Here is a 21,894-nt window from a genome sequence, read left to right on the forward strand (position 1 = left end):
AGGGAGCCCAACCGACAGTAATGCCACCGGACTGCCAGCCAAGCCAAGGTCAAACGCAGCCCATGCGAAGAATCTTTTCCACTCTAAACTGCTGCCACTGCAAGAGTTAGGCCCTGACAACCACATGTCGCTTAGAAGAATAGCCCAGATGGGCTTGGCGCAGGTGAGGGCATTTGGTACAACATGGGAGATCTACGAAAGCGAGCAGCGTGTTCGGCACGATTTGAGAGCGGATGATGTGGGGGACAGCAATGCGTGTGAACGCTGTGAGTCGCTTGGTCGTGGCGGTGTTTTGCCTGGTGGCTGTCATAAACGCAGCCGGTCAAGTCGCCTGCGATAGCGCTGAGGAATTGCCGCTGACAACTCCGCCACCGGCGCCGTTCCCGCTCTCGAAGGTCGAGTACAGCGCGAGCTCAGGAGAGTACTCCTGGTTCAGTGGTTTCGAGTCAGTCGGATGGCAGCACTTGTTGTGGGACATCTGCAACGCCCCCTACAGCCAAGGTGTTGACCTGCCCGACGGAGTTTCGCGTGGATTCCGGCTCGGCATCAGCCTGCTTGCGAGTCCGTCACCTGGAAACTACCTTCCGCCCTCGCCGACGCTCGGTGGCGACTCGCTGCCACTCTTGCCGCCGGGTGCCGGGGATGCCCCCGCGGCATGGCGTGATATTGGCCGTCCCACCTGACAATGAAGCGTGTAATTGATGTCAGTTTCGGTGTCCATGACGCTCAATTGGATGAGTGTCTTCGCGAAATGGCACCGCTGCGACCGCAAAAGCGGTTTGGCCCTGTAAATAGCAGATGGATCATACATTTTATGGTGGATCGTTCCGATCTACAACGCATTGAATCCTTTGCGCGACGATACAGTGAATACTTTCATGACAACCCAGGTGAGCCCTTGTCGTATCGTGAAGAGTGTATTTTCACGAAAGAAGAACTCGATGCAGCAGAGATGCTGCAAGTATGGGTCAATCGCTCGCCATGTTGGGCCCTGGGAATGGTTGAGGGCGGTACGTCTTTTGACTGGACCATTCGGCCCACGGACGACAACCCCGCTCCGTGGTGTTGGCAGAAGAGCCCTTGGCAGATGAAAAATAGAGATGTTCCCAAGCCGCAGGTGGGCATGCACATTTCCATGAGGGCATATGTTGTTCATCGGAGACTACTCGACGTGGTGCCTGGTCTGTCGTACAAGCATGTCAAGTTATGTCCAGTCATCGCTTCAAGCAACCCCAGTGGCTGGTTCCAGTTGATGACGGACCGTGTGATGCCGCCATTTGACGATGCGACCACGGGGATTCAGACTTATGGAATGGAATACGCCCCGCCGGGCTCGCCTCGTACGATCGTCGGCAAAGCGGAGGAAGGAGAGTGGGCGGCCTATCGACGCGCTGATGTGCTCGAGCGATTCGGCTCGCTGCCACCAGTCGCGTTTACATGGGAGCTCGCGGGGTGGTGGGGACGCGGGATCGGAGTAAATCCCAGCCCCAACGATCTTTCCCAACAGAACGTACCTCCCCAACCAGTTCTAATCGTAGACCAGCAAACACGTCGTGATCTGATCGCCGCAAGTGTCAAGCGACTTAAATTTGTTCCTTTGCGATGGGTGGATTGAAGCTTATCAGGTGTTGCCCGCTCGCGTGGTTTCTTGCGACGCTATTGTCTGTCCTGAGCGCGAATCACCTGCACGCGATGGCGATGCCGCACCTCGGCCACAAGGGTCTGTTCGTTGATTGCCAAGATGTTGGGATCGTGACAGGGTACGGCCAGGCGGAGAGCCCTCGGCTGGTACCGTACGGCCACACGATCTACCACAATTGGAATCGCGTGTACGTCCCGGCGTTGGGCGGGTTCATGCAGCGCGATCCTATCGCGACGGCGGCGAGCCTGCTGAGCATGAGTTCGACCGGTCGCGGCTTCGCGGCGGTGTCGCTGGCGTCCAGCACGGAGGACCTGTGCGGCGACGGGATGAACCTGTACGAGTACCTCGGCTCGAATCCGTGGCAGCGGAGCGATCTGGTTGAACTGATGTGACGCCTATTGGGTCGAGCCAGCGGGAAGGGGAGTTCGGCTAGCGCTCTTGTTGCCTGTGAGCGTGATGAAAGTGCCAGCGGCCCAACTCCGCCACGCCTCGTCCTCGCCCTCAAGCCTGAGCGTGTCCAGCCGTGCGAGCGTCTGGTCATCGGCGCGTCCCGCCCGAACCTCAAGCCTCGTCAATGCCTGAACCGTTGGCCGATGCCCCGGGTGCACTTCAAGCGCCCGGCGGTACTGGGCGATGGCCTCGTCGACGCGGCCGGCCTTCTCGAGTGTGAGCGCCAGGTTCATGCGCGGGTCGGGGTGGCCGGGCATGAGGCGGCGGGCCCACTCGAACTCGTTGGCGGCCTCGTACAAGTCGCCGCGTTCGAGCAGGAGCACGCCCAGGTTGTTGTGCGAGGGGCCGTGGTAGAGATCGGCGGCCAGGGCGTCGCGCAGCAGCTTCTCGGCCCGCTGCGGGTCCTTCTCCATGAGGTCGACCGCCTCGGCGGCGAGCTTCTGGGCCCGGTCGGTGTCGCGACGGATGGGCGGCTGGTTGACGTAGGGGCTGGGCGAGGTCGAGCGGCAGCCGAGCGGCAGTGCCGCGGCGATGCACAATGCGAGCAAGAGGGCCGGCGAGGTTCGTGTCATGGCCGCGAGTCCCCCTGCGAGCGTTCGGACGCATCGTACGTCCGGCTCAGCATCAGTCCAGCGTCGTACCGGTTGCCGTCGCCGCGACGCGGGCGGGTGAGCTCAACACGCGCGACCAGCCATTCTGGATGATCGGCTTCGAGCCGCGCAAGGAATCGGCCGAGGTCGCCGGGCGTGATGCTGGTGAGGGCGAGTCGAAGCGTCTGCCGGCGCAGTCCCGCCTCGCCGACGTCCGCATCGCTCTGCTCGTCGAGCGATCGCATGGCGGAGTCGGGCAAGCCGGCGGCGGCGAGAGTGTCGGCGATCTCAGCGAGCGCATCGGCTCGGCTGCCGGTTGTCGCGATGCGTTGGGTGTGGAGGCTTGCCTGGAGGGATCGGATCTCGGCGATCTGCTGCTGAACGGCCACGAGCTCGGCGTTCGCTTGATCGAAGGTGTTCGCGGTGCTGCGCCATCGCGCGAACGAGATGGCCAGGATGGTCACCGAAGCGACGAGGGCCGCAAGGCCGATCAGCATGAGTGCGCGGCCGTTCATTGGCGGCCTCCGGTGTGGATGAGCGAGACTTCCAGCCGCGTGACGTCGCCATCACGCTGCGTTTCGGTCCGCACCTGTGGGAGGGCGGACTCGAACGTGCTCGCCTCGGCGAGACGGCCGGCCAGCGCGATGGCGGCCTCGCGTGACGGCGCGACGGTGCGGAGTGTCACCCGATCCGCGGCGGCCTCGATGGACTCGACTTGGAAGCCCTCGCCCGTGGGCCACGCCTCGAAGAGGGCCGCGAGCGCATCGCGGCTGTCGATCGGCTTGTCGTCGCGGTCCCCGCTCGCGAGCGTGCGCAGCCTGCGCAGTTCCCCCGTGAGGGCGAGCTGGGGCGAGGCGCCTTCGCGCCACTGCGGGAGGGCCTCGCGTGAGAGGTCCAGCGTTGCCGCGTCGGCCGATCGTGCGTGGTCCAGGATCGTGCCCGTCCGCTGGTCCAGCTCGTACGCCGCAACGAGGCTGCTAGCGGCAAGCATGATGGCGAGCGAAGCGACTCGATGGCGCCGATGGCGGCGGATCCTGGCTGGTAGATAGGACCGAGCTAGGAGCTCGATCGGGCCAGTTTCAATGCCGACTCCCGCTGGCAACGCCGCGACGCGCGAGCTCAGGACGCCCTCGGCGAGCCAGTGGTCTGCCAACTCGTGATCCACCGCGACCACGACCAGTTGGTCGCCGAAGACTCGCCAGGCGATGCACAGCTCGTCGATCGGCCGTGGCAGTTGGCCCTCGCCGGCGTAGGCCGCGACGCGAGCGTTCAGGCGGCCGGGCGGCCGGGGGGCGACCGCGACGTAGCACGTGTCCACAGGGACCTCGATCGTGTGCGTGCCCTTCGTCATGACGGTCCGCCTTGCAATGCCAGCTGGCGTGTTCGCCCGGCGAGTTCGAGCAGGACGGTCGATGCCGTTACCTCGCGCACACGGACTGATCCGACGGTGTCGCCTTCGCCCGCAAAGAAGATGCGTTGTTCGCCGGGGTCGTAGAGGGCCACTTGCCAGCCGCCCTCGGCTTCCACAATGGCGACCAGCGTCAGATTGATTGCCGCGGGCGGCGGTGGCGGAGGTGGTGAGGGCGTCGACAATCTCGCGCTGGCTACTCGTGTCGTCTCGGCCTGCTTGGGCTCGGGCCAGAGCACCACATCAAAAACGGAGGCATCCAGTCGTGTGTTGGCGCTGTCCGTGGCTGGCACGACTGGTTCGTCGATGCGTACAGCGATGGGAAAAGAGCCCGCTGGCCGCGTCGCCCAACAGACGGCCGCGCCGCATGCGATGATCGCGCATGCCATGCCTGCGGTCGTGATCGCACGCTCGCGGGTTAGCCGATTCATCGCGTGGCCTCCGGGTGGGGCTCCCACAGGATGGGCGTGCGGCGTTGGAGCATCCAGTCGCCGCTGACGCGTGTCCACACCGTCCACCACGATCGCCGCACGGAGCCGACGCGGATGTCGATGCGAACGCCCCAACTGCTGCTCGAAGCGGCAAGCACGATCCGTGGCGAGCCAGCTCGATCACCATCGGGTGCGGGCGGCGGCCCGCTTCGCTGTCCCATCGCCCGTCGTTCCATGATCTGCTCGTAGCCGCCCCGACCGGCGAGGCGCAGGGCCTGGGCGAGCAGCGGCGCGGGCGTGGTATTGACGTTCAGGCGGACGGTGGGCTGGGCGGATGGGCGCTCTGACGTGCTCACGAGGGCGCCCAGGGCGGGCTCGTGTGACGTCGGCGAGGGGAAGATTCGCCTGTGGCCGTCGCGCGCGGCGAACACGTCCAGACCATCGGGATCGGCCTCCAATGCGTCCACCCGCTGGCGCACGTCCTCGGGAAGCAACAGCCTCAGCGGCGTGCCCGCGCGAACGGCGTCCGCCGGTAGCATGCCGTGCAGGTCCCACGCCGTCACGCGGATCTCGATGGGGCGGCCCTCGATCTCGAAGCGATCGTCGAGCACGCGCACCATGGGCTGCTCGGCTTGCGGGGGCAAGGCCACGAGCGGCGCGTCGCGGCGAAGCCAGTCGACGACGGGCAGGGTCGTTGCCTGCATCAGGTCATCGGCGATGGCGCCCTCGGCCATCGATCGGTCGAGCTGCACGGCCGCGGAGGAACGCGAGGCCGCGAGCGCGACGATGGGCAGCACGCCGGCGACCAGGGCCAGCACGAGCAGGAGCGCGACGCCACGGCGGGTTGGAGCAAAGCGGGTCATGGCACGCGGTACTCCCGCTGGAGCGATTGGTCGCGGTCGCTGATGCGGACGACGAGCCGGCGATCGTTGTCCAGCAACTCGGACTCCAGCGTGTCGACGCCCAGCGAGTCCGCGTCATAGCGATTCATTACCCGCCGGCCGTCGGACCTCGTCTCGATCGTGAGCCAGCCGTCCCCGACGCTCACCCGCCGGCGCGGCATCGACTCATGCTCAATGAGCAGATCGTGGCCGATGCGGTTCAGGGCCCGCTGCGCCTTCGATCGTGACTCGATCTCGGCGGCGACGGCGGGCGCATCGCTGACCATGGGCACGAGCACCGCGACGGCGGCACCCGCGGCCAGCGCCGTCAGCGCGAGGGCGAGCAGCACCTCCAAGAGCGTGAAGCCCCGCCTCATCGCCGCTCCTCCGGCACGCGGACCCAGCGGGCGATCCGCTGGTCTCCTTGGGCGAACTCCAGCCATGCACCGCGTCCGCTCCGCGTCTTGAGCACGATCTGGATCGTCGCGTCATCAAGCATGAGCGTGCCCTGGCCGTGGGCGGTGATCGCGGCGGCATCGAGCTCGTATCGCGCGGGATCCCTCAGCACCTCCTCGATCGCGGCGGCGAGCTCATGAATGTCAGCGTGTGATCCTTCAACTGGTCGCGTGATCGAAGAGACCGCCGAGGCCACGCCTGTCGCGGCCAGAGCGAGCAGCGCGGTCGCGAGCACGACCTCGAGCAGCGTGAGGCCGCGGCGGGTCATGGCGCCAGCTCCATCCTGCGGCCATTGTGCATGAGCACGACGCTCGGTGCATCGCTTGCGCCCAAACGATCGATGCGGATGCCATCGGTCAGAGCTGTCGCCAGCACGTTGATTGGCCATTCCCGTTCGACAACGGCGCTGCCACGGCCGTCGCGGACGATCAGCCGGCCGCCCTCGAGTTGCATGCTGGCCGGGCCATCGCTCACGGCCACGAGCCTCGCCATCGCGCGAGCTTCCAAGTAGGTTTGCTCGGCCCGCGGCAGCGGATCGCCCGCCCCGGCGAGCAGCGCGGCACCGATCGCCATGGCCAGCGCGGCGATGGCGCAGGTCGCCAGCGTCTCGACGAGCGTGAAGCCGCGATGGAAGCACGGCGAGGTCATGCGCCGCCCTCGCGCAAGTCCAGCGAACTCAGATCTGCGTCCTCGCCGTCGCCGCCGACTCTGCCATCCGCGCCCAAGCTGATGATCTCGAACGCGTGGCCCTCCGGCCCGGGCACGATCAGCTGCATCATGTTGCCCCAGGGGTCGCGGGCGGCGTCCATGGGCAGGTGGTAGCTGGCCGAGGGCGGGGCGTCGACGAGGTCCTGCAGGCTCTGCGGCCAGCCGCCCTCGGCGACGTGGTACATCTCGACCTTGGCCTTGGCCCCGGCGATCGCGGTGCGTGCAAGTTCGCGCTTGCCCTGGCCGAAGGCGGCGGTGAGGCCAACGGTGAGTGTTGCGGCGAGGATGCCCAGCAGCACGACGACGGCCAGCACCTCGACGAGAGTCATGCCGTGCTGGGCTGAATAGAAGCGACGCATTAGAGCACCTCCCGAAGTTTCAAGAGGGGAAGCACGGCGGAGAGCACGACGACGCCGATCATGGCCGCAAGCATAATGATGGCGGCGGGCTCGATGAGGCCGGCCAGCCGATCGGTCAGGCGCTTGGCCCTGCGTTCCAGGCGATCGGCCAGGCGTTCGAGCAGGTCGGGAAGCTCGCCCGCGGTCTCGCCGGCCTCGATCAGCCGGCGCATGTCGTCGGCGAACCAGTGCGGGTCGTCGAGGGCTTGCGAGAGGCGCTCGCCCGCCTCGACGCGCGTGGCGGCGCGTTCGAGGTTTGAGCGAAGGCTCAGATTCACCGGCCCGTTGAAGGTCCGTGCCGCCGCGCGGAGGGCCTCGGTCAGTGGCACGCCCAGGCGCGTCATCGATTGCAGTTCGCCGGCGAGCCTGGCTAGCGCCATGCCGCGGAGGGCGTGGGGCACGAGTTGGCGCAATGGACTGGGCCAGCCGCGCTCGCTCGTCGAGATCATGCGCACCGCCCACGCCGCGAGAAGCAGCGCGGAAATGACGCCGGCAACGATCACCGCCCACCAGCGCGCGATCGCTTCGCCGAGCACAATCATGCCCGCGGTCAACGCCGGCGGCCGCACCCCCGCTTGATCCAGGATGCCCACCAGCCTTGGCAGCGGCCCGAGCGAGAGAAACACGACGACCGCCACGCCGGCGACGGCGACGATGGCCGGGTACGCCAGCGCCGAGGCCAGCTTGCCCGCCAGTTCGCCGGTGCGCGTGTGCCGATCGGCCAGGGATCGCAGCGCGTGCGCGAGCTCGCCCCGGGCTTGGCCGGCCCGCACGACCGCGACCTCCGCCGCATCAAACCAGCCCGGCTGGGACTCGAACGCATCGGCCAGCGGCGTGCCCGAGCGCACCGCGTCCTCGACCTGCAGCAGCATCCGCCGCATGCCCGACCGCTTCGAGCGCGAACCGGCGAGCGTGCCCAGACCGTCGGCCAGCGGCACGCCCGAGGCCAGCAGCGTGGCGAGCGCGTCGAGCACCTCGGCCTTGGCGTCGCGGCGTCGTCCGCGGAGCACGCCATGCGAGCTGGACGCGAGCGAGGCCGGTACACGCACCCGCTCGCTGGCAACCGGTCGCACGTCGAGGACCGTCAGTCCCACGCGACGCAGCGAGGCTCGGGCGCTCACGGCGGTGTCGGCGGTCAGCTCGCCCTTGCGCGAGAGCCCGCCGGCAGTCACGGCTCTGTAGCGCCAGAGCGTCATGGCACGGCCTCGACCGCATCGAAGGCCTCGTCACCAACGGACGCCACGCGCGCGACCTCGAGCGGCGTCGTCACCCCAGCCTCAACCAGCCGCCGCCCTTCGGCCTGCAGCGTCCGCATCCCTGCGGCCTTGGCCTCGCCCCGCAGAGCGCTCGCGGTGATGCCCGCCGCGATCCGCTCACGCATCGGTTCGCCCACCACCAGCAGCTCGAACAACCCCACTCGCCCCAGGAGCCCGCTGTTGTAGCACGCCTCGCAGCCCTTCCCATCGCATGCCCCGTGCACGCGCCGGACCAAGCGCTGCGCGAGCGCGGCGGACAGCGACGCCGACACGAGGTACGGCTCGACACCCAAATCGACCAGCCGCGTGACGGCCGTCGCCGCGTCGGAGGTATGCAGCGTCGAGAGCACCAGGTGCCCGGTCAGGCTGGCCTGGATGGCGACCTGCGCCGTCTCAAGGTCGCGGATCTCGCCGACCATGACGACGTCGGGATCCTGCCGCAGGATGTGCCGCAGGCCGCTTGCGAACGTGACGCCCTTCTTGGTATTGATCTGGGCCTGGCTGATCGCCACGTGAGGACCAGATAGATCGTACTCGATGGGGTCCTCGATGGTCATCACGTTCAGGTCGCGGGCCGAGCGGCGGGCGGTCCACCGAAGCGTCGCGTACAGGGTCGTGGTCTTGCCGCTTCCGGTCGGGCCGGTGGAGAGGACGATGCCGCTCGAACGCGAGCACGCCGCCAGCCATCTCCGCTGCACGTCCTCAGGCATGCCGAGGGCCGAGAAGTCGTCCAGGTCCAGCGTGCCCTCGGGCTCGAGCAGACGCACCACGACGCGCTCGCCGAACGCGGTGGGCAGGCTGCTGAGACGCAGGTCGATCGTGCGGGCCGTATCGCCGTTGCCGATGGTGACCGTCGCCCGCCCATCTTGCGGCACGCGGCGCTCGGCCACATCCATCCGGCCCATGACCTTTAGCCGGCTTGCGATCGGGCCACCGAGCGACGCGGGAAGGTCCCTGACGTCGCGCAGCGCGCCGTCGACACGCATCCTTATAAGAACGCGGTCCTCCAGCGGCTGCACGTGCACGTCGCTCGCGCCTCGCGTGGCCGCGGTGAACAGCATCCAATCGACAAGCCGCACGACCGGCGCCTTGCCCGAGGTGGCCAGCAGGTCTCGGTCGGCCTCGGCCAGGGCACGCTCCAGGTCGTCGTCGGGGGCCTCGATGGTCAGGCCCGGGGTCTCTTGTGAGGTGTCCCGCTCGATCTGGGTATACGCCGCGTCGATCCGCTCGGCGAGCACCTGCGCATCGGCGACCTCTTGATCGCCGTGCTCGCCCAGGCGCACGCCCACGTTGTGCAGCACGGTCAGCGGTGTCGCGTCGGCGTGCCGCAGCACCAACTGCTCGCCTACACGCTCGCCCAGCACGAGGTGCTCGCGTGCGAAGTCGCGGTTGATCAGACGCAGGAACGCCTCGCACGGCCGGGCCGCCACGCTCATCGGATCACCCGCGGCTTGACCACCGGGAAGCCATCGTCCACGCCCAAGTCCGCGGCCATGTCCTGGCTGACGTACTTAAGGTACTCGAAGCCGTCGCCGCGAGTGATGGTCGGGCGGATGAACACGTAGAACTTCGTGCGGCCAGCCGAGCGCGAGCGGTTTTTGAAGAGTTCGCCCAGCCATGGGATGTCGCCCAGTAGCGGCACCTGGCTCTCCGCCTCGCCCTCGTTCATGGTCTCGAGCCCGCCCAGCACGATCGCGTGCCCATCGGGGATCGTCGCGATCGACGTGATGCTGTTCTCCTGCCGAGGCGGCGGCACGGCACTGCTGGACGACTCGCCTACGAACTGGCTGAGGCTTACCGCGTACTCGAGCAACAGGTGGTCGCCCTCGGCAATGCGCGGCGTGACGGTGATCTGCGTGCCCGCCGACGCCGAGCCACCGAAGCTGGTGGTCGCCACGGTATCGCTCGCGTTCGTCGAGACGAAGGGCTCTTCGCGCACGGCGTCCAGCGTGGCGGTTGCGGCGTTGTCCACCAGCACGCGCGGCAGGCTGAGCGAGCGACCCTGGTTCACCGTCTCGAGTGCACGCACCACCACGGCGAAGTCGCCGGGGTCAAGCACGACGCCCGTGAAGCCCGCGCCGTCCCCCGCGTCGCGGCCATCGCCATCGCTGGTCGAAAGGCCGAAGAGCGATGCGAGCCGGATCCGGATGTCGCCCGCGATCTCGATCTTCTCGAGCTCCACGCCCAAGTCGAACGTCTCCCCCTCGGTCAGGCTGACCATCGTCACGTCGAGCATGACCTGGGGCTGGCGCACGTCCAGCTCGCGCACGAGCTCCTGCACCTTGTCCAGCACGCCGGGCGGCCCGATCGCCAGGATGCGGCTGGTCGCCTCGTCGGCCACGAGCGAAACGGTCATGCCGTCGATCTGGATCACGCCGTCGCTGGCTGCGCCGCCCCGACCGCGGTCGCGGGCACGCTCCGCGGCGGTGGGGGCCTCGGGTGGCAGGCGCGAATTCGTGGGCCCGCCGTCCGCGGGCTCATCGGGCTGGCCCGCAACGCCCGCCCCAAGCAGCCGGTTGACGAGCGACACGATTTCCTCGACGGGCCGGTGCCGCACCGTGATCGTGCGCGTCGAGAGCCGTGCCGCCGACGTTTCGGCGTCCAGTCGCGCGACCAGCGCCGCGATCGCCTCGTGCTGCGTCACGGTCGCTTCAACCAAGAGCGTCCCGGTGAGCTCGTCGGCCACGACGCGGACCTCTTAACCGATGAGCCGCTTGACGGCTTCGCCCACTTCTCCTGGAGAAAAGACCCGAGGCTCGTACGACCGCGTCACGGTCGTGCGAATGTCCAGGGCCTGCATGAGCGACACGACCCGGCCGACCCGGTCACGAAGATCGGCCACGATCACGCGATCGCTATCGCCCAGCCGGGTCACGGATCCACCCGCGCTCAGCAGCGGCTGAACGGCCGACATCAGTGTCTCTGGGTCGGCCTCCTTGATGTCATACACAATCGCGACATACCCGGCCCGGCCGGCCGTGCGTAGTCGCGGTCCTGAGTCGGTCTGCTCGATAGCCCATTGTTCGATCGGCGTCGCCAGCCGCCCGGCGCCGTTGAGCTGCACGATGGCCAGCCCGTCGCCGGTGGAGATCGTGGTCAGGTTCTTCTGAACGAGCAGCTCGTTCGTCAGGGCCCAGAGCCCCTCGTCGTCCACCCCATCGCCGCTGCGGACCATGAAGCTGCCGGCCAACTGCCGCGGTTCGTAGGCGATCCGCAGGCCGAGCCGCTCGGCCGAAAGATCGACCAGCCGGGCCAGGTCGACCTCGGCGGGCAGGTGGACCCGGTCCTGCGCAAGAGCGGCCAGGGGTGCGCACCAGATCAAAGCCAAACAGAGGGCGGCTCGCATCATGCCCAGCGTAGCCGATAACGCCCAATTTCACAAGGGCATTTTGCCGTCGGCGACAAACTTCACCGCTTCGCCTGTTCCCGGATCCGGGCCTTGGCCTCCGCGACCTGCTGCTCGACCACCGCGCGCAGGGCTTCCCAGGCCTGCTTATCCAATTGCAACTGCGACCCCGCCCTCTGGGCAATGGCTTGCGGCAGGTCGTTGAGGGCCTGGCACACGACGCCCAGCGCCTCGTTCCAGTTCGCCCGCACCTCGTCGACCTGCAGCAGTTCGCCCTGCATTTTCCGCAGCTCGATCACCTTCATGTTGGCGATAGCGGTTTCCTTGATCGCCCGGGCCTTGTTGTACTCTTGCTGGCTCATGCTGGGGGCTCCGGTGGGCTGCCGTGCGTGCCAGGACTTGGCAGGTGAACTTCCCGGCTTCCGGCCGGCGCCCTCTCGCCGTCCGCCGTGGCCGGTGTCGAGGACATGATCATCGAGCCAGGCGCGGCAGGTGGCCTCGTCCCACAGCCGCCCACCATGCGGGGTGTGGCCCGCGGGCGGCATGCCCTCCTGGGCGTACTTGCGCACCGTCGACGCGGCCAGCCCCAGGCGGTCGGCGAGCTGCGAGGTGGTGAGCAGGTCGGGCATGTCACGGGTTCATCCTGGCTAGTTGTCTGATTCACCGGCGATATCAAGATTCCGCGGCCCATCCGCACACGAAATGCGAACCACGGGCAACCTGCGTTTGTCAAAGGTGTTGACTAGTACCCAACCGGGGGGGTAGCCGGCCCGCGCGTCATCGCTTTCCCCTGCGGCGTGCGATTGATCGGCGATGGCCCTTGCCTCGCGCGAGATGTGAGGGCGTCATGTGTGCCAACGCGTGGCATGGGGCCACGCTGAGGACACGACCATGCCGACCAGTACGAAGACTGCGAAGAAGACCACGGCAAGCGCTCCGCAAAGCAGGCGAGCAAGAAGAAGACGCCCGCCAAGAACACGGCGAAAACCCGGGCAAAGAAGCCGGCCGCGAAGAAGCACGCGCCCAACGCCGTCACCGCCGCGACGAAGCAGCCCGCCAAGCCCACGCCACGCAAGGGCAAGCAGCCCAGCGGCCTCGACCTCGCGGCGAGGGTGCTGGCCAACGCCGGCGAGCCGCTGGCGGCCAAGACGATCGCCGAGCGCGTCATCGCCGCGGGCTGGCAGACCAGCGGCAAGACGCCGCACGCGACGCTCTACGCCGCGAGAGATCCAGACCAAGGGAAAGGACGCTCGCTTCCTGAAGGTCGAGCGCGGCCGTTTCACAGCCAAAGCGTGATGCCGGCCCCACCGGCCCGGTAACCGCACCGCACCCACCCGGTCTGCCCCCGGGCCGACGCTTCGGCTGAACCCCGGCTGGAAACACACCGTATATACGGTAGTATTCCCTGTCAAGGAGGCCACTATGGTCAAGAACCTGATCAAGCACGGCAACAGCTACGCCATGATCATCGACAAGCCGATTCTCGACCTGCTGCGTGCCAGCCCGGACACGCCCTTCGAGGTCATCTCCGATGGGCGCTCGCTCGTGCTCACGCCCGTTCGAGATCCCGAGATCGAGCGACGCTTCGAGCAAGCGGTCGATCGCGTCCATAAGCGCTTTGGCAAGGCCATGAAGCGGCTCGCCGAGTAAGTCATGGTCGATCCGGTCTTTCTCCACGTCGACCAGGTCTTGCGGCTGCACCGCAGCCTGATCAAAGCCTACGGCGGTGCGGACGGAACCCGCGACGTTGGCTTGTTGCTCTCGGCACTTGAACAGCCGCGTGCGACGTTCGCGGGCTCGTACCTGCACGCTGACCTTTTCGAGATGGCCGCCGCGTACCTGTTCCACGTCGTGAGCAACCATCCGTTCATCGATGGCAACAAGCGGACCGGCGCTGCGTCGGCCATCGTCTTCCTGGAAGTGAACGGCGTGGAGATCGAGGCCGATGAGGATGGGCTGTACGACATCACGGTGGCTGTCGCCTCGGGTAAGGCCGACAAAGCCGAGGTCGCCGTGTTCTTCCGTGAACGCGCTCACTGAGTTGCTCCCTCTCGCTCGGCCTTCTTGCCCGTGAACCGCTCCCACCGCTTCACGATCACATCGCAGTACAAGGGGGCCAGCTCCATCAGCAAGGCCCGGCGCTGAGTCTGCTCCGCGGCGATAAGCGTCGAGCCGCTGCCACCGAACAGGTCGAGCACTCATCCACGAGAACGTGCACGTCGACGCCCTGCGCGACGACGTTGACACGCTCTTGCTCGACGCCGATCTGCTTGAGGCCGTGCTCGGCACGAAGAACCCCGACGGCAAGGCCAAGGAAGTTACCATCAAGCTCACCGCCCGGCTGTGCAAGCACGCGAGCAACCCAAGTACAAGGAACTCGCCGAGCGCTCGAAGCGATCAAGGAGCGTCAGGAGCAGGGCCTGCTCGTGAGCATCGACTTCCTCAAGGCCCTGCTCGACTCGGCCAAGGACGTCGTCCGCATGGAGCGCGAGACGCTCGAGGAAGAAGAGATCGACCAGGGCCGCACGGCGCTCACCGAGCTCTTCGGAGAGGCCCGCAACGGCGAGACGCCCATCACGGTCAAGCGCGTGGTCGACGACATGGATGAGATCGTGCGGGCGGTGCGATTCGACGGCTGTCAGGACACGCACGCTGACGAACGCCAGATTCGGATCGAACTGCGCAAGACGCTGCTGAAGTACAAGCTGCACCACGACACCGAGCTGTTCGAGCGGGCGTACGGGTACGTTCGCGAGTATTACTGATTCTCGAAACTGCCGCCTCAGGCACCCAATCTTCTCCGCTCCGTTAACCGCCACCCAGAGAGCGCGAAAGTCTCGTCCCCGCCGGCCCTCCTCGCCTCGGGTTCCGCCCGCCACCCACAGTTCTCTCCCAAAAGCCGAGAGACCCCAACCCCCGCCCCGTCGCCCCAGTGGGGCCGCTTCTGGCCCCGAGCCAGTAAACAAACAGGCCCGCATCCAAAGGACGCGGGCCTTGCAAGCTCCCCGAGCGTAACCGTCTCAAAGGCGCAATGCAATGGATAGGGCGGCGTGTCTCTGCGATCGCCAGGAGTCGGCGGAGTGTATCGAGTGTGTTGACCCGCCGAACAACCTCTTCCCGCCGCGTCTTTCGGCCTGTTGAATCCAGAGCAATGGGTTTAAGGTGAGTCGTCTGCAACGGTACCCCGAGTCCCGAATTCGGGGCATTCGCGTATTGAGCGAGTTCTTAGAGTACCTCCGCTCTGCCGTGGTACTGATTATTCGGATTCGATACATGTAGCCATTCGGTTCGTGACGATTATCTGGGGAGTGCGGTATCTACTCTCGGCCGCCTCGCGTTGGGCAAGAGATCACCGGTTGTGCTCCGCGTTCGCCGAGACCTCTTGTCTCGTCGTTGAAAGTCGAAGGGTCTGTTCGAGCTGGATCTCGTCGGCCACTTTGTCTGGTACGTCCTTATGAGTCATGCCGAAGTCCGACAATTTCACGGCGTAACTGGTCTTGACGAACAGCAAGTCGCCCGGGGCGATGCTGGCGGTGCGATCGGATGCGTCCAGGAACGACAAGCGGGCGTCCGTTACGCGCAGTTTTCTGGTGACGCCTCGGATCGTCATATCGCCCACGAGCGTGGCGTTCCAGGTCGAGAAGCCTTTGCCGCGCTTGATCTCCTTGATGCCCTCGACGCTCGCGAGCTTGAACTCGATGGTCGGGTGTGACTCGCCGTCGAGCCATTCCTTGCCCGCCATGTGCGCGTCGCGCAGCGGGATACCGGTGGCCATCGACTCGACCGGCAGCACCCAGTGGGCGGCGACCAGCTTCGCGGGGTTGTCCGCCGGCCCCGCGACTGCGTAGCCCACCACCTTGTTGCTCTTGCCGACGATGTTCTCCAGCGGGGCCTTGGAAGTGAACAGCACCTGGGCCTCCTTGCCGCTGAGCGTGTAGTAGAGCGTGCCCTTCTCGGCCACTTCGGCTGGGGCCTGGGGCTCGTGGGGTTTGTGGGGGGTGGGCTGGATGGCCTCGGTTTCGACAGCTTGCTGTTGGACGGTTTGCGCGAGCACCGCGCACGCAATCGACACCACGGCGCTCGTCGCCACAATTGCACGAATCGGATTCATGGTTGTTTCTCCTTGAGTAGCACGCAATGACGCCCGCGACGCATCGCGATGGCGCCAACGCTGCACAGGCCGAGCCCGACGGTCGCCACGGACGCGACGGACACGAGGTATCTCGGTGTAAACCCACCGGGCAGCAGCCCGAGCGCGAAGCGGCTCTCGATGTCCGGCTGGGCCATCGCGTCCTCCTCGGTGGTCAGGCCGATGTCCTCGAAGAGGTCGAGGTCCTCTTCCGACGTTGCCGTGTCCGAGGCGGCGAGCTTCGCGTCGGGCCATCGCGTGTAGCCCTCGTGCCCCGTCGCCGCCCACACCAGCACCGGCGCGACGGCGAGCCCGAGCCCCGCCGCCAGCAGCAACCGTGGCCATTGCCGATGCCCGGTCACGCTCATCGCGATTCTCCCTCTGCCTGAACATCCAGTTTGAACGCCGTCTCGCCAAGGTCCATGGACTTGAGCCAGAGGAATCCCGTGTGGTCCTTGTGGCCGAGCACGCCGCTCAGGTGCAGCAGCGTCGAGTCGGGCTCGAGGGGGGGCTCATCGAACTTGATGTCGAGCGTGAGCTCCGCCTCGCCGCCCGCCGGTAGATCGACATCGCCGGTCCAATACCCGCTGGCGACTGGCAGGGCCATCTCGCCGTGCGAGAGCTCGTAGTCGACGCGGTTGATCGTCAGCCGCCGCCCGCCCGGGTTGCCCAGGGTGAGCGCGATCGATGCGGCGTCGTCGGTCATACTGGCACGACGAACGGCCACCGTCGGGTTCGAGCTGTTGGCCACGCAGCCAGTCAGCAAGCTGCCAGCCGTGAGCATCACGAGGCCGGCAACGGTTCGAGTCGAGATTCCCATGGTGTCCTCCATGCGCCCCAAACGCGCCGTGGCGCGGAGCTGGAATGCGAATGCACGATGCGATCGGGCCGAACGAGCACGAGCGCCCCGGGCCCGAAGCGATGCTGGAGCTTGCGCTCCCTGTCAATGAAGTCGCGTCCCTCGACGAGCAGCACGTCGCCCAGGCTGAGCGGCACGTGGTCAACCTCGCCCGGCCGGCCATCGCAACCAAGCTGCAGCCAGGTCATACGCGGGCCGAGCAGCGCGTCGAACGCGATGCCCTGCCCGTTCCTGACTTCCACGCGAGGCTGGGGCAGGTACCCCCCCGCGAGCGGGCCCGAGCCGACCAGCGTGCTGTTGTACACCGGCCGCAGATCGGGCCCACGCATCTCGAAGCGACTACGCATCGCCGAAGAGCGACCGACTAGCCCGATTGCTTTGTGGGCAAGCGTTCCGAGCACCGGGTTTGCTGGCGACATCAACCAGCCCAACCGGAGGGCGAGGTTGATCATCTTCCGCTGGTGGGGTCGGCGTTCGGCCTCGTAGGTTTCCAGCACCGATTGCGGCAGCCAGCCCTGCGTCGCGCCCGCGAGCTTGAACGCGAGGTTGGACGCGTCGCGGAGCCCCGTCGCCAGCCCCTGGCTCGCGAAGGGGGGCGTCACATGCGCCGCGTCGCCTGCCAGGAAGACACGGCCCTCGCGCCACCGCTCGGCCATGCCGGCCCGGAATCGCATGACGGCGAAGTCGATCAGCTCGGCGTTGGTTACCGCAGGCCAGACGCTATGGAGGTGCTCCATCACGGCCGATGCGTCCAGTCCCGCGGCCTGCTCGGGGGTGAGCATCATCTCGATGCGTCGGCGATTGCCCGGTAGCGGCACCGACACCGACGCGGCCCCAGACGCACAGCCGATGCGCACGCAGTGGTCATTGCTCGAGTCGGTGATGTTCGCCACGAGCCAGGGTTGGGGCAGGTTCTTCGTCGGCATAGCAATTCCGAGGTGCTGCCGCACAGCGCTGGTCGCGCCGTCGCACGCGACGACCCATCGCGCCGTGAAGGAACCTGTCGCTTCGCCCACCTTGGCAGAAACTTCTACGCCACACTCATGCTGCGAGAGATTCTCGAACGCCGTGCCTGGAACGAGGTCGATGCTCGGATGGTCGATGGCTTTCTGCCACAGGATGGCGCTCGCCATGTCCTGGTCGATGACGGCCGCGTGGGGGTGCCCCAGGTCGCTGTGCCGCTGACGCAGGCTCAGGAACTCACGACCAACGCCATCGGAGTACCGGCAGATCACGCTGCCTGCCTGGCCCGATGCCCAGGCGCCTGCCAGGTCCGGCCCAAGGCCGCAGGCCTGCCAGATACGCAGGCACTCGTCGTCCACTGACACCGCACCCAGCCGTGCGACTGGGGAGTGGCCCCGCTCGAGCAGCGTCACACGGAGGCCGTGCTTCGCCAACAGGTGGGCCAGCGTCAGGCCAACGGGCCCGGCGCCCACGATGAGAACATCACGCATCATGCTTGGCCGCCTTGTTGTCGGGAACGCGAGCCACGTGCTGGGCAACCGCTCCCATCCAGTACTCGTGAACCTTCACGTCTTCGTAGCCCAGCTCCTCAAACATGCCCGCGAGCGTTCGCTGATCGGGGAAGTACTTGTTCGACTCTGGCAGGTAGCGGAACGAGTTGTACTCGCCGCGGTGGAAGATGAGCTTTCCGAGGATGGGGGCCACCCGTTTGAATTGCACCTCGTAGATCGCCCGGAACAGCATGTTGCGCGGCTTGCCCTGGTCCATGTTGCACACGAACCCGCCGGGCTTGACCACGCGTTGCAACTCCTTCAGCCCGGCCTCGAGGCTCGAAAGGTTCCTCAGTCCGAAGCTGATGACCGCCCCGTCGAAGCTGTCGTCGGGAAAGTCGAGCGAAAGCGCGTCTCCCGGCCGGAAGTTGATCTGCCCAAGCAAACCAGCGGCCTTGCGTTGCGCGACCTCGAGCATCCGCGTCGAGGCGTCCACACCCGTCACCATCAAGTCCAGATGAGCGCGGGCCATCAGGATCGCGATGTCGCCGCTGCCCGTGCACACGTCCAGCACATGCGAGCCCGGGCGGATCGGCATTCGCGACACGGCCTTGCGATCGAACTTCCCCTTGGTACCCAGCGAGTGCAGCACGTTGGTCGCGTCGTACTTGTCGGCCAGATTGTCGAAAAACTGGCGGTTGTACCCCGCCCAGTCGTTGGCCTCGAAGTAGCGGTCGAACCCGGTGTCGTGGATCAACTTCAGCTTTGCCTGGTTGTCGTGAATCGCGTGTGTCATGACGATGCTCCCCGGCCAAGCCGGATCAGGAGTTGGTGCGCACTGAAACCCGGGCCGAAACTCATCATGAGCGTCGGCCCGGGCGAGGGGGTCGAGTTCAGCAGGGCGTCGAGGATGAACACCACCGTACTCGAGCTCATGTTGCCGTACTGCCGCATGACGCGGCGAGCCAGATCGACGTTGCCTCCGAACGTGGACAGAGTTTCTTCGATCCGGTCCAGGATCTTCACACCGCCAGGGTGGATCACGAAGTGCCCGATGTCGCTCAGAGCCAGGCCGTTGCGATCCAGCATCGGCGCTGTGGCACCCTGGAGGTTGCGCCCGATGACGTCGGGCAGGGTCGGATCGAGGTTCATCAACAGGCCGGTGTCGGTGAGGTGGTAGCCCAGCAGCCCGGTGGTTTCGAACACCTGGTGCATGTACCAGTCTTCGATGACGACCGGGCCAGGCGCCTCCTCACAGGCCACGATCGTGCAGGCGATGCCGTCGGAGAACAGCGCCGCTCCCACGATGTTGTCCATCGAGTAGTCGTTATGCTGCATCGTGTTCGATGGGAATTCAATGTTCAGTACCGCAGCCTTGCGCCCCGGCCGGCCAGTGAGCATCTCGGCTGCATAGATAAGCGCCGAAGCGCCCGCCGCGCAGCCCATCTCGGTCACCGGCAGCCGCACGAGGTCGGGTCGCATGCCCAGCGCATCGGCGATGTACGCGTCGACCGAGGGGATCATGTACCCCGTGCACGAAGTGGTGATCAGCACGTCGAGGTCTTCGGGCTTCACCCCGGCCTTCGCCAGCGCATCTGCCACGGCCCTGGTTCCCAGCTCGATCGCGTGCTCGCGATAGCGTGCCGAAGACTCCGTGAGCCCGCAGGGCGTAAAGATTTCCTCAAGTGACAGGAACGAGTGCCGCGCCTCGACGCCGGCGTTGCGCAGGATGCGCATGCCCTTGACCTGCGTGGCTCGGTCGCTGCCACTCAGCCACCGCTCGAACGCTTGCTCGACCGCGGGGCCGGAGTGCCGAAGCGGAGGCAGCGCGGTGTGGGTGGCCAGGATGTTGATGTGTCCGTTGCTCATGGACTTCACGCTCCTTGGCCGATCCTGGTTTCGACGGCCGGAGAGAGTGCGGCATTGCTGGAGCGCCCCACTCCCGACATCAACCACACAGCCAGGGCCGCACCCGCGAGCGCGCCGCCGCACGCGACCCAAGCGCTGGCGTGGAAGCCCCCTTCGAACGCACCGACAACCGGAACACGCGCCGCCACGCCCGCGGCCGTGCCGGCCACCTGCTCCACCCGTTCGAGCACAACCATCGCGCCGCCAAGAGAGTGACGCATCGCTTCCACCGCGTCGGCAGGCATGGGGGAGCCAACAAAGCCGTCGGTGATGTTCTGGCGGTACACGCCGTTGAAAACACTGCCCATCGCGGCCACACCCAGCGTGCCGCCGAGTTCCCGTGTTGTGTCATTGATAGAAGAGCCCACGCCCGCCTTGCTCGCGGGCAGCGCGTTCATGATAACTTCGGTTGCCGCCGCGTTCACCAGTCCGAGTCCGACACCAAGCAGTGACATCTGCCACACCAGGGTCTCGTACGGCGTGTGCTGCGTGTCTTGCGAGACCCACGCGAAGCCCACGCCCATCAGCACGAGGCCGGCGGCCGAGATCCAGCCCTGACGCCGGTGCGAACCCAACCGCGCCGCCACAGCCGCGCCACACAGGATGAAACCCGCGAACGGCAGCGTCCGCACACCGGCTTGCAATGCCGAGTATCCCTGCACGAATTGCAGGTACTGGGTCACCATGAACACAAAGCCAAAGAGGCCGAAGAACGCCGCCGAGATCGCCACGCAGGCGCCAGTGAATCGGTGCTGGCGGAAGACCCGCACATCCAGCATGGGCGCTGGCGTGCGGGTCTCCCACCACCCGAAGAAGGTCCAAAGAACCGCCGAGAGGAGCAGCGCTCCGGCGATGTGCCACGATCCCCAGCCGTACACGGGCCCCTCGATCAAGCCGAACACCAGTGTGAAGATCGCCAGAATCGAGAGCACATTGCCGGCGGGGTCGAAGCGGTGTGGCCGGGGATCGGCCGACGGACGCACGAACAAGGCCGAGCCCGCGAGCACCGCGGCGATCACCGGCAGATTGACCAGGAACACCGAGCCCCAGTGGAAGTGCTCGAGCAGCCAGCCGCCAGCAACGGGCCCGAGCGCTACACCCAGCCCGCTGCTGCCCGCCCACACGGCGATCGCCCGCCGGCGCTGCGCTGGGTCCGCGAACGTATCGGTGATGATCGCCAGGGTCGAGGGGAAGATCATCGCCGCGCCGAGGCCCATGGCGGCCCGCCAGGCGATGAGCTGGCCGGCGGTCTGCGAGGTCGCGCCGCCCAACGACATCAACCCGAACACGACCAGGCCCAGCACCATGACTCGCCGACGCCCAAACCGATCGGCCGCACTGCCAGCGGTGAGCAGGATGGCCGCGAACGCGAGGATGTACGCGTCGACGATCCACTGCAGCTGGCTGTTGCTCGAACCGTCGAGGGCACGTGCCAGCGTCGGCAGCGCCACGTTCACGATCGAACCGTCCATCACGATCACCGTCACCGCCAGGGTGACGGTCGCCAGCGTGCCCAGTGCTCGCCACCCGTTCGCGGGCGTTTCGTTGGCAGCCAGGTTCGGTGATCGACCGATCATGCCTATAGCTTCGGATGCAGGTTGGCCAAAGTCGCATCCGAGGCGGCTGCAATGTTTGCGGTGGCCTCCACGGGCCGGCTTGGGGAGGCCACAATCCGCTCTCACGAGGAGGTGTCGCCGGTGGGCATCCAGGTCAAGCTCTTCATCGTCATGGTCCTCATTCTGGTGCTGCCGCTCAGCGTGACCGGCATTACCTGGCATGGCCTCACGCGCATAGACGAGGAACTTCGGCAAGTCGCCGAGGAGTTCGGCGAGGCGCGTCGCCTCCAGCCTGTCGACGTTGATCTCTCCCTCGCCGCCGCCGAGCTCGCCCACGACGACGACCGCCTGCACTCGCGCTCCCTCGAGAGCCTGCGCCGAGCCGAGTCCAACCTCGTCCAGTACCTCGCCGAGCAGTACGA

27 protein-coding genes are annotated in these 21,894 nt (G+C 66.7%); 5 read left to right on the forward strand and 22 right to left on the reverse strand.

Annotated features, from left to right (window positions below; genetic code table 11):
- Positions 1-817: 817 nt before the first annotated feature.
- A complete protein-coding gene (locus tag RIE32_12480; protein MEQ9097068.1) occupies positions 818-1,615 on the forward strand; it encodes a hypothetical protein in 798 nt (265 codons plus the stop codon).
- A gap of 137 nt (positions 1,616-1,752) precedes the next feature.
- Positions 1,753-2,034 carry a hypothetical protein gene (locus RIE32_12485; GenBank protein MEQ9097069.1) on the forward strand — a complete coding sequence of 94 codons (282 nt, stop codon included), beginning with the start codon at positions 1,753-1,755 and terminating at the stop codon, positions 2,032-2,034.
- Positions 2,035-2,037: 3 nt separating this feature from the next.
- Here the strand turns inward: RIE32_12485 and RIE32_12490 are convergent, their stop codons facing one another.
- The 14 genes from RIE32_12490 to RIE32_12555 all read right to left on the reverse strand — a co-directional run bounded on the left by RIE32_12490 (position 2,038) and on the right by RIE32_12555 (position 12,195).
- A complete protein-coding gene (locus RIE32_12490) occupies positions 2,038-2,664 on the reverse strand; it encodes a tetratricopeptide repeat protein (protein MEQ9097070.1) in 627 nt (208 codons plus the stop codon).
- Positions 2,661-3,197 carry a hypothetical protein gene (locus tag RIE32_12495; protein MEQ9097071.1) on the reverse strand — a complete coding sequence of 179 codons (537 nt, stop codon included), beginning with the start codon at positions 3,195-3,197 and terminating at the stop codon, positions 2,661-2,663. The genes RIE32_12490 and RIE32_12495 overlap by 4 nt, the downstream gene beginning before the upstream one ends.
- Positions 3,194-4,033, reverse strand: coding sequence for a hypothetical protein (locus RIE32_12500; protein ID MEQ9097072.1), 840 nt, complete (start codon positions 4,031-4,033; stop codon positions 3,194-3,196). The genes RIE32_12495 and RIE32_12500 overlap by 4 nt, the downstream gene beginning before the upstream one ends.
- Complete coding sequence (locus tag RIE32_12505) at positions 4,030-4,479, reverse strand: hypothetical protein (protein ID MEQ9097073.1); 450 nt, start codon at positions 4,477-4,479, stop codon at positions 4,030-4,032. Before RIE32_12505 ends, RIE32_12500 begins: the two co-directional genes overlap by 4 nt.
- A gap of 38 nt (positions 4,480-4,517) precedes the next feature.
- On the reverse strand, positions 4,518-5,384 hold the full coding sequence (locus RIE32_12510; GenBank protein ID MEQ9097074.1) for a hypothetical protein: 867 nt from the start codon (positions 5,382-5,384) through the stop codon (positions 4,518-4,520).
- A complete protein-coding gene (locus RIE32_12515; GenBank protein MEQ9097075.1) occupies positions 5,381-5,779 on the reverse strand; it encodes a prepilin-type N-terminal cleavage/methylation domain-containing protein in 399 nt (132 codons plus the stop codon). The genes RIE32_12510 and RIE32_12515 overlap by 4 nt, the downstream gene beginning before the upstream one ends.
- Positions 5,776-6,126 carry a prepilin-type N-terminal cleavage/methylation domain-containing protein gene (locus RIE32_12520; protein ID MEQ9097076.1) on the reverse strand — a complete coding sequence of 117 codons (351 nt, stop codon included), beginning with the start codon at positions 6,124-6,126 and terminating at the stop codon, positions 5,776-5,778. The genes RIE32_12515 and RIE32_12520 overlap by 4 nt, the downstream gene beginning before the upstream one ends.
- Entirely contained in the window at positions 6,123-6,506 is a 384-nt protein-coding gene (locus RIE32_12525) for a hypothetical protein (GenBank protein MEQ9097077.1), read from the reverse strand. The genes RIE32_12520 and RIE32_12525 overlap by 4 nt, the downstream gene beginning before the upstream one ends.
- A complete protein-coding gene (locus tag RIE32_12530) occupies positions 6,503-6,925 on the reverse strand; it encodes a type II secretion system protein GspG (GenBank protein ID MEQ9097078.1) in 423 nt (140 codons plus the stop codon). The genes RIE32_12525 and RIE32_12530 overlap by 4 nt, the downstream gene beginning before the upstream one ends.
- A complete protein-coding gene (locus RIE32_12535) occupies positions 6,925-8,160 on the reverse strand; it encodes a type II secretion system F family protein (protein ID MEQ9097079.1) in 1,236 nt (411 codons plus the stop codon). Before RIE32_12535 ends, RIE32_12530 begins: the two co-directional genes overlap by 1 nt.
- Complete coding sequence (locus RIE32_12540; GenBank protein ID MEQ9097080.1) at positions 8,157-9,656, reverse strand: GspE/PulE family protein; 1,500 nt, start codon at positions 9,654-9,656, stop codon at positions 8,157-8,159. The genes RIE32_12535 and RIE32_12540 overlap by 4 nt, the downstream gene beginning before the upstream one ends.
- Positions 9,653-10,906, reverse strand: coding sequence for a secretin N-terminal domain-containing protein (locus tag RIE32_12545; GenBank protein ID MEQ9097081.1), 1,254 nt, complete (start codon positions 10,904-10,906; stop codon positions 9,653-9,655). The genes RIE32_12540 and RIE32_12545 overlap by 4 nt, the downstream gene beginning before the upstream one ends.
- 12 nt (positions 10,907-10,918) lie before the next feature.
- A complete protein-coding gene (locus tag RIE32_12550) occupies positions 10,919-11,566 on the reverse strand; it encodes a hypothetical protein (GenBank protein MEQ9097082.1) in 648 nt (215 codons plus the stop codon).
- 62 nt (positions 11,567-11,628) lie between these two features.
- Complete coding sequence (locus RIE32_12555) at positions 11,629-12,195, reverse strand: hypothetical protein (GenBank protein ID MEQ9097083.1); 567 nt, start codon at positions 12,193-12,195, stop codon at positions 11,629-11,631.
- Between the two features lie 793 nt (positions 12,196-12,988).
- Between RIE32_12555 and RIE32_12560 the strand changes: the two genes are divergently transcribed.
- Complete coding sequence (locus RIE32_12560; protein ID MEQ9097084.1) at positions 12,989-13,216, forward strand: hypothetical protein; 228 nt, start codon at positions 12,989-12,991, stop codon at positions 13,214-13,216.
- A 3-nt stretch (positions 13,217-13,219) separates the two neighbouring features.
- Positions 13,220-13,606, forward strand: coding sequence for a type II toxin-antitoxin system death-on-curing family toxin (locus tag RIE32_12565; protein ID MEQ9097085.1), 387 nt, complete (start codon positions 13,220-13,222; stop codon positions 13,604-13,606).
- Here RIE32_12565 and RIE32_12570 read toward each other — a convergent pair.
- Entirely contained in the window at positions 13,600-13,764 is a 165-nt protein-coding gene (locus tag RIE32_12570) for a hypothetical protein (GenBank protein MEQ9097086.1), read from the reverse strand. The two genes, RIE32_12565 and RIE32_12570, sit on opposite strands and share 7 nt — an antisense overlap.
- 228 nt (positions 13,765-13,992) lie before the next feature.
- On the opposite strand from RIE32_12570, the gene RIE32_12575 reads away from it, so the two are divergent.
- On the forward strand, positions 13,993-14,331 hold the full coding sequence (locus RIE32_12575; protein ID MEQ9097087.1) for a hypothetical protein: 339 nt from the start codon (positions 13,993-13,995) through the stop codon (positions 14,329-14,331).
- Positions 14,332-14,915: 584 nt separating this feature from the next.
- On the opposite strand, the gene RIE32_12580 is transcribed toward RIE32_12575, so the two are convergent.
- The 7 genes from RIE32_12580 to RIE32_12610 are packed head-to-tail and all read right to left on the reverse strand — an operon-like array spanning position 14,916 to position 21,826.
- Positions 14,916-15,677, reverse strand: coding sequence for a YceI family protein (locus tag RIE32_12580; GenBank protein ID MEQ9097088.1), 762 nt, complete (start codon positions 15,675-15,677; stop codon positions 14,916-14,918).
- Positions 15,674-16,063: a hypothetical protein gene (locus RIE32_12585; GenBank protein ID MEQ9097089.1), complete on the reverse strand. Its 390-nt coding sequence runs from the start codon at positions 16,061-16,063 to the stop codon at positions 15,674-15,676. Before RIE32_12585 ends, RIE32_12580 begins: the two co-directional genes overlap by 4 nt.
- On the reverse strand, positions 16,060-16,515 hold the full coding sequence (locus tag RIE32_12590; protein ID MEQ9097090.1) for an LEA type 2 family protein: 456 nt from the start codon (positions 16,513-16,515) through the stop codon (positions 16,060-16,062). The genes RIE32_12585 and RIE32_12590 overlap by 4 nt, the downstream gene beginning before the upstream one ends.
- Positions 16,479-18,011, reverse strand: a complete 1,533-nt coding sequence (locus RIE32_12595) for an FAD-dependent oxidoreductase (protein MEQ9097091.1) — start codon at positions 18,009-18,011, stop codon at positions 16,479-16,481. The genes RIE32_12590 and RIE32_12595 overlap by 37 nt, the downstream gene beginning before the upstream one ends.
- On the reverse strand, positions 18,001-18,804 hold the full coding sequence (locus RIE32_12600) for a ubiquinone/menaquinone biosynthesis methyltransferase (GenBank protein ID MEQ9097092.1): 804 nt from the start codon (positions 18,802-18,804) through the stop codon (positions 18,001-18,003). Before RIE32_12600 ends, RIE32_12595 begins: the two co-directional genes overlap by 11 nt.
- Complete coding sequence (locus RIE32_12605; GenBank protein MEQ9097093.1) at positions 18,801-19,877, reverse strand: 3-oxoacyl-[acyl-carrier-protein] synthase III C-terminal domain-containing protein; 1,077 nt, start codon at positions 19,875-19,877, stop codon at positions 18,801-18,803. Before RIE32_12605 ends, RIE32_12600 begins: the two co-directional genes overlap by 4 nt.
- Positions 19,878-19,882: 5 nt before the next feature.
- Positions 19,883-21,826: an MFS transporter gene (locus RIE32_12610; protein ID MEQ9097094.1), complete on the reverse strand. Its 1,944-nt coding sequence runs from the start codon at positions 21,824-21,826 to the stop codon at positions 19,883-19,885.
- Positions 21,827-21,894 lie beyond the last annotated feature (68 nt).

The organism is Phycisphaerales bacterium (assembly GCA_040221175.1).
GTDB lineage: Bacteria > Planctomycetota > Phycisphaerae > Phycisphaerales > UBA1924 > JAHCJI01.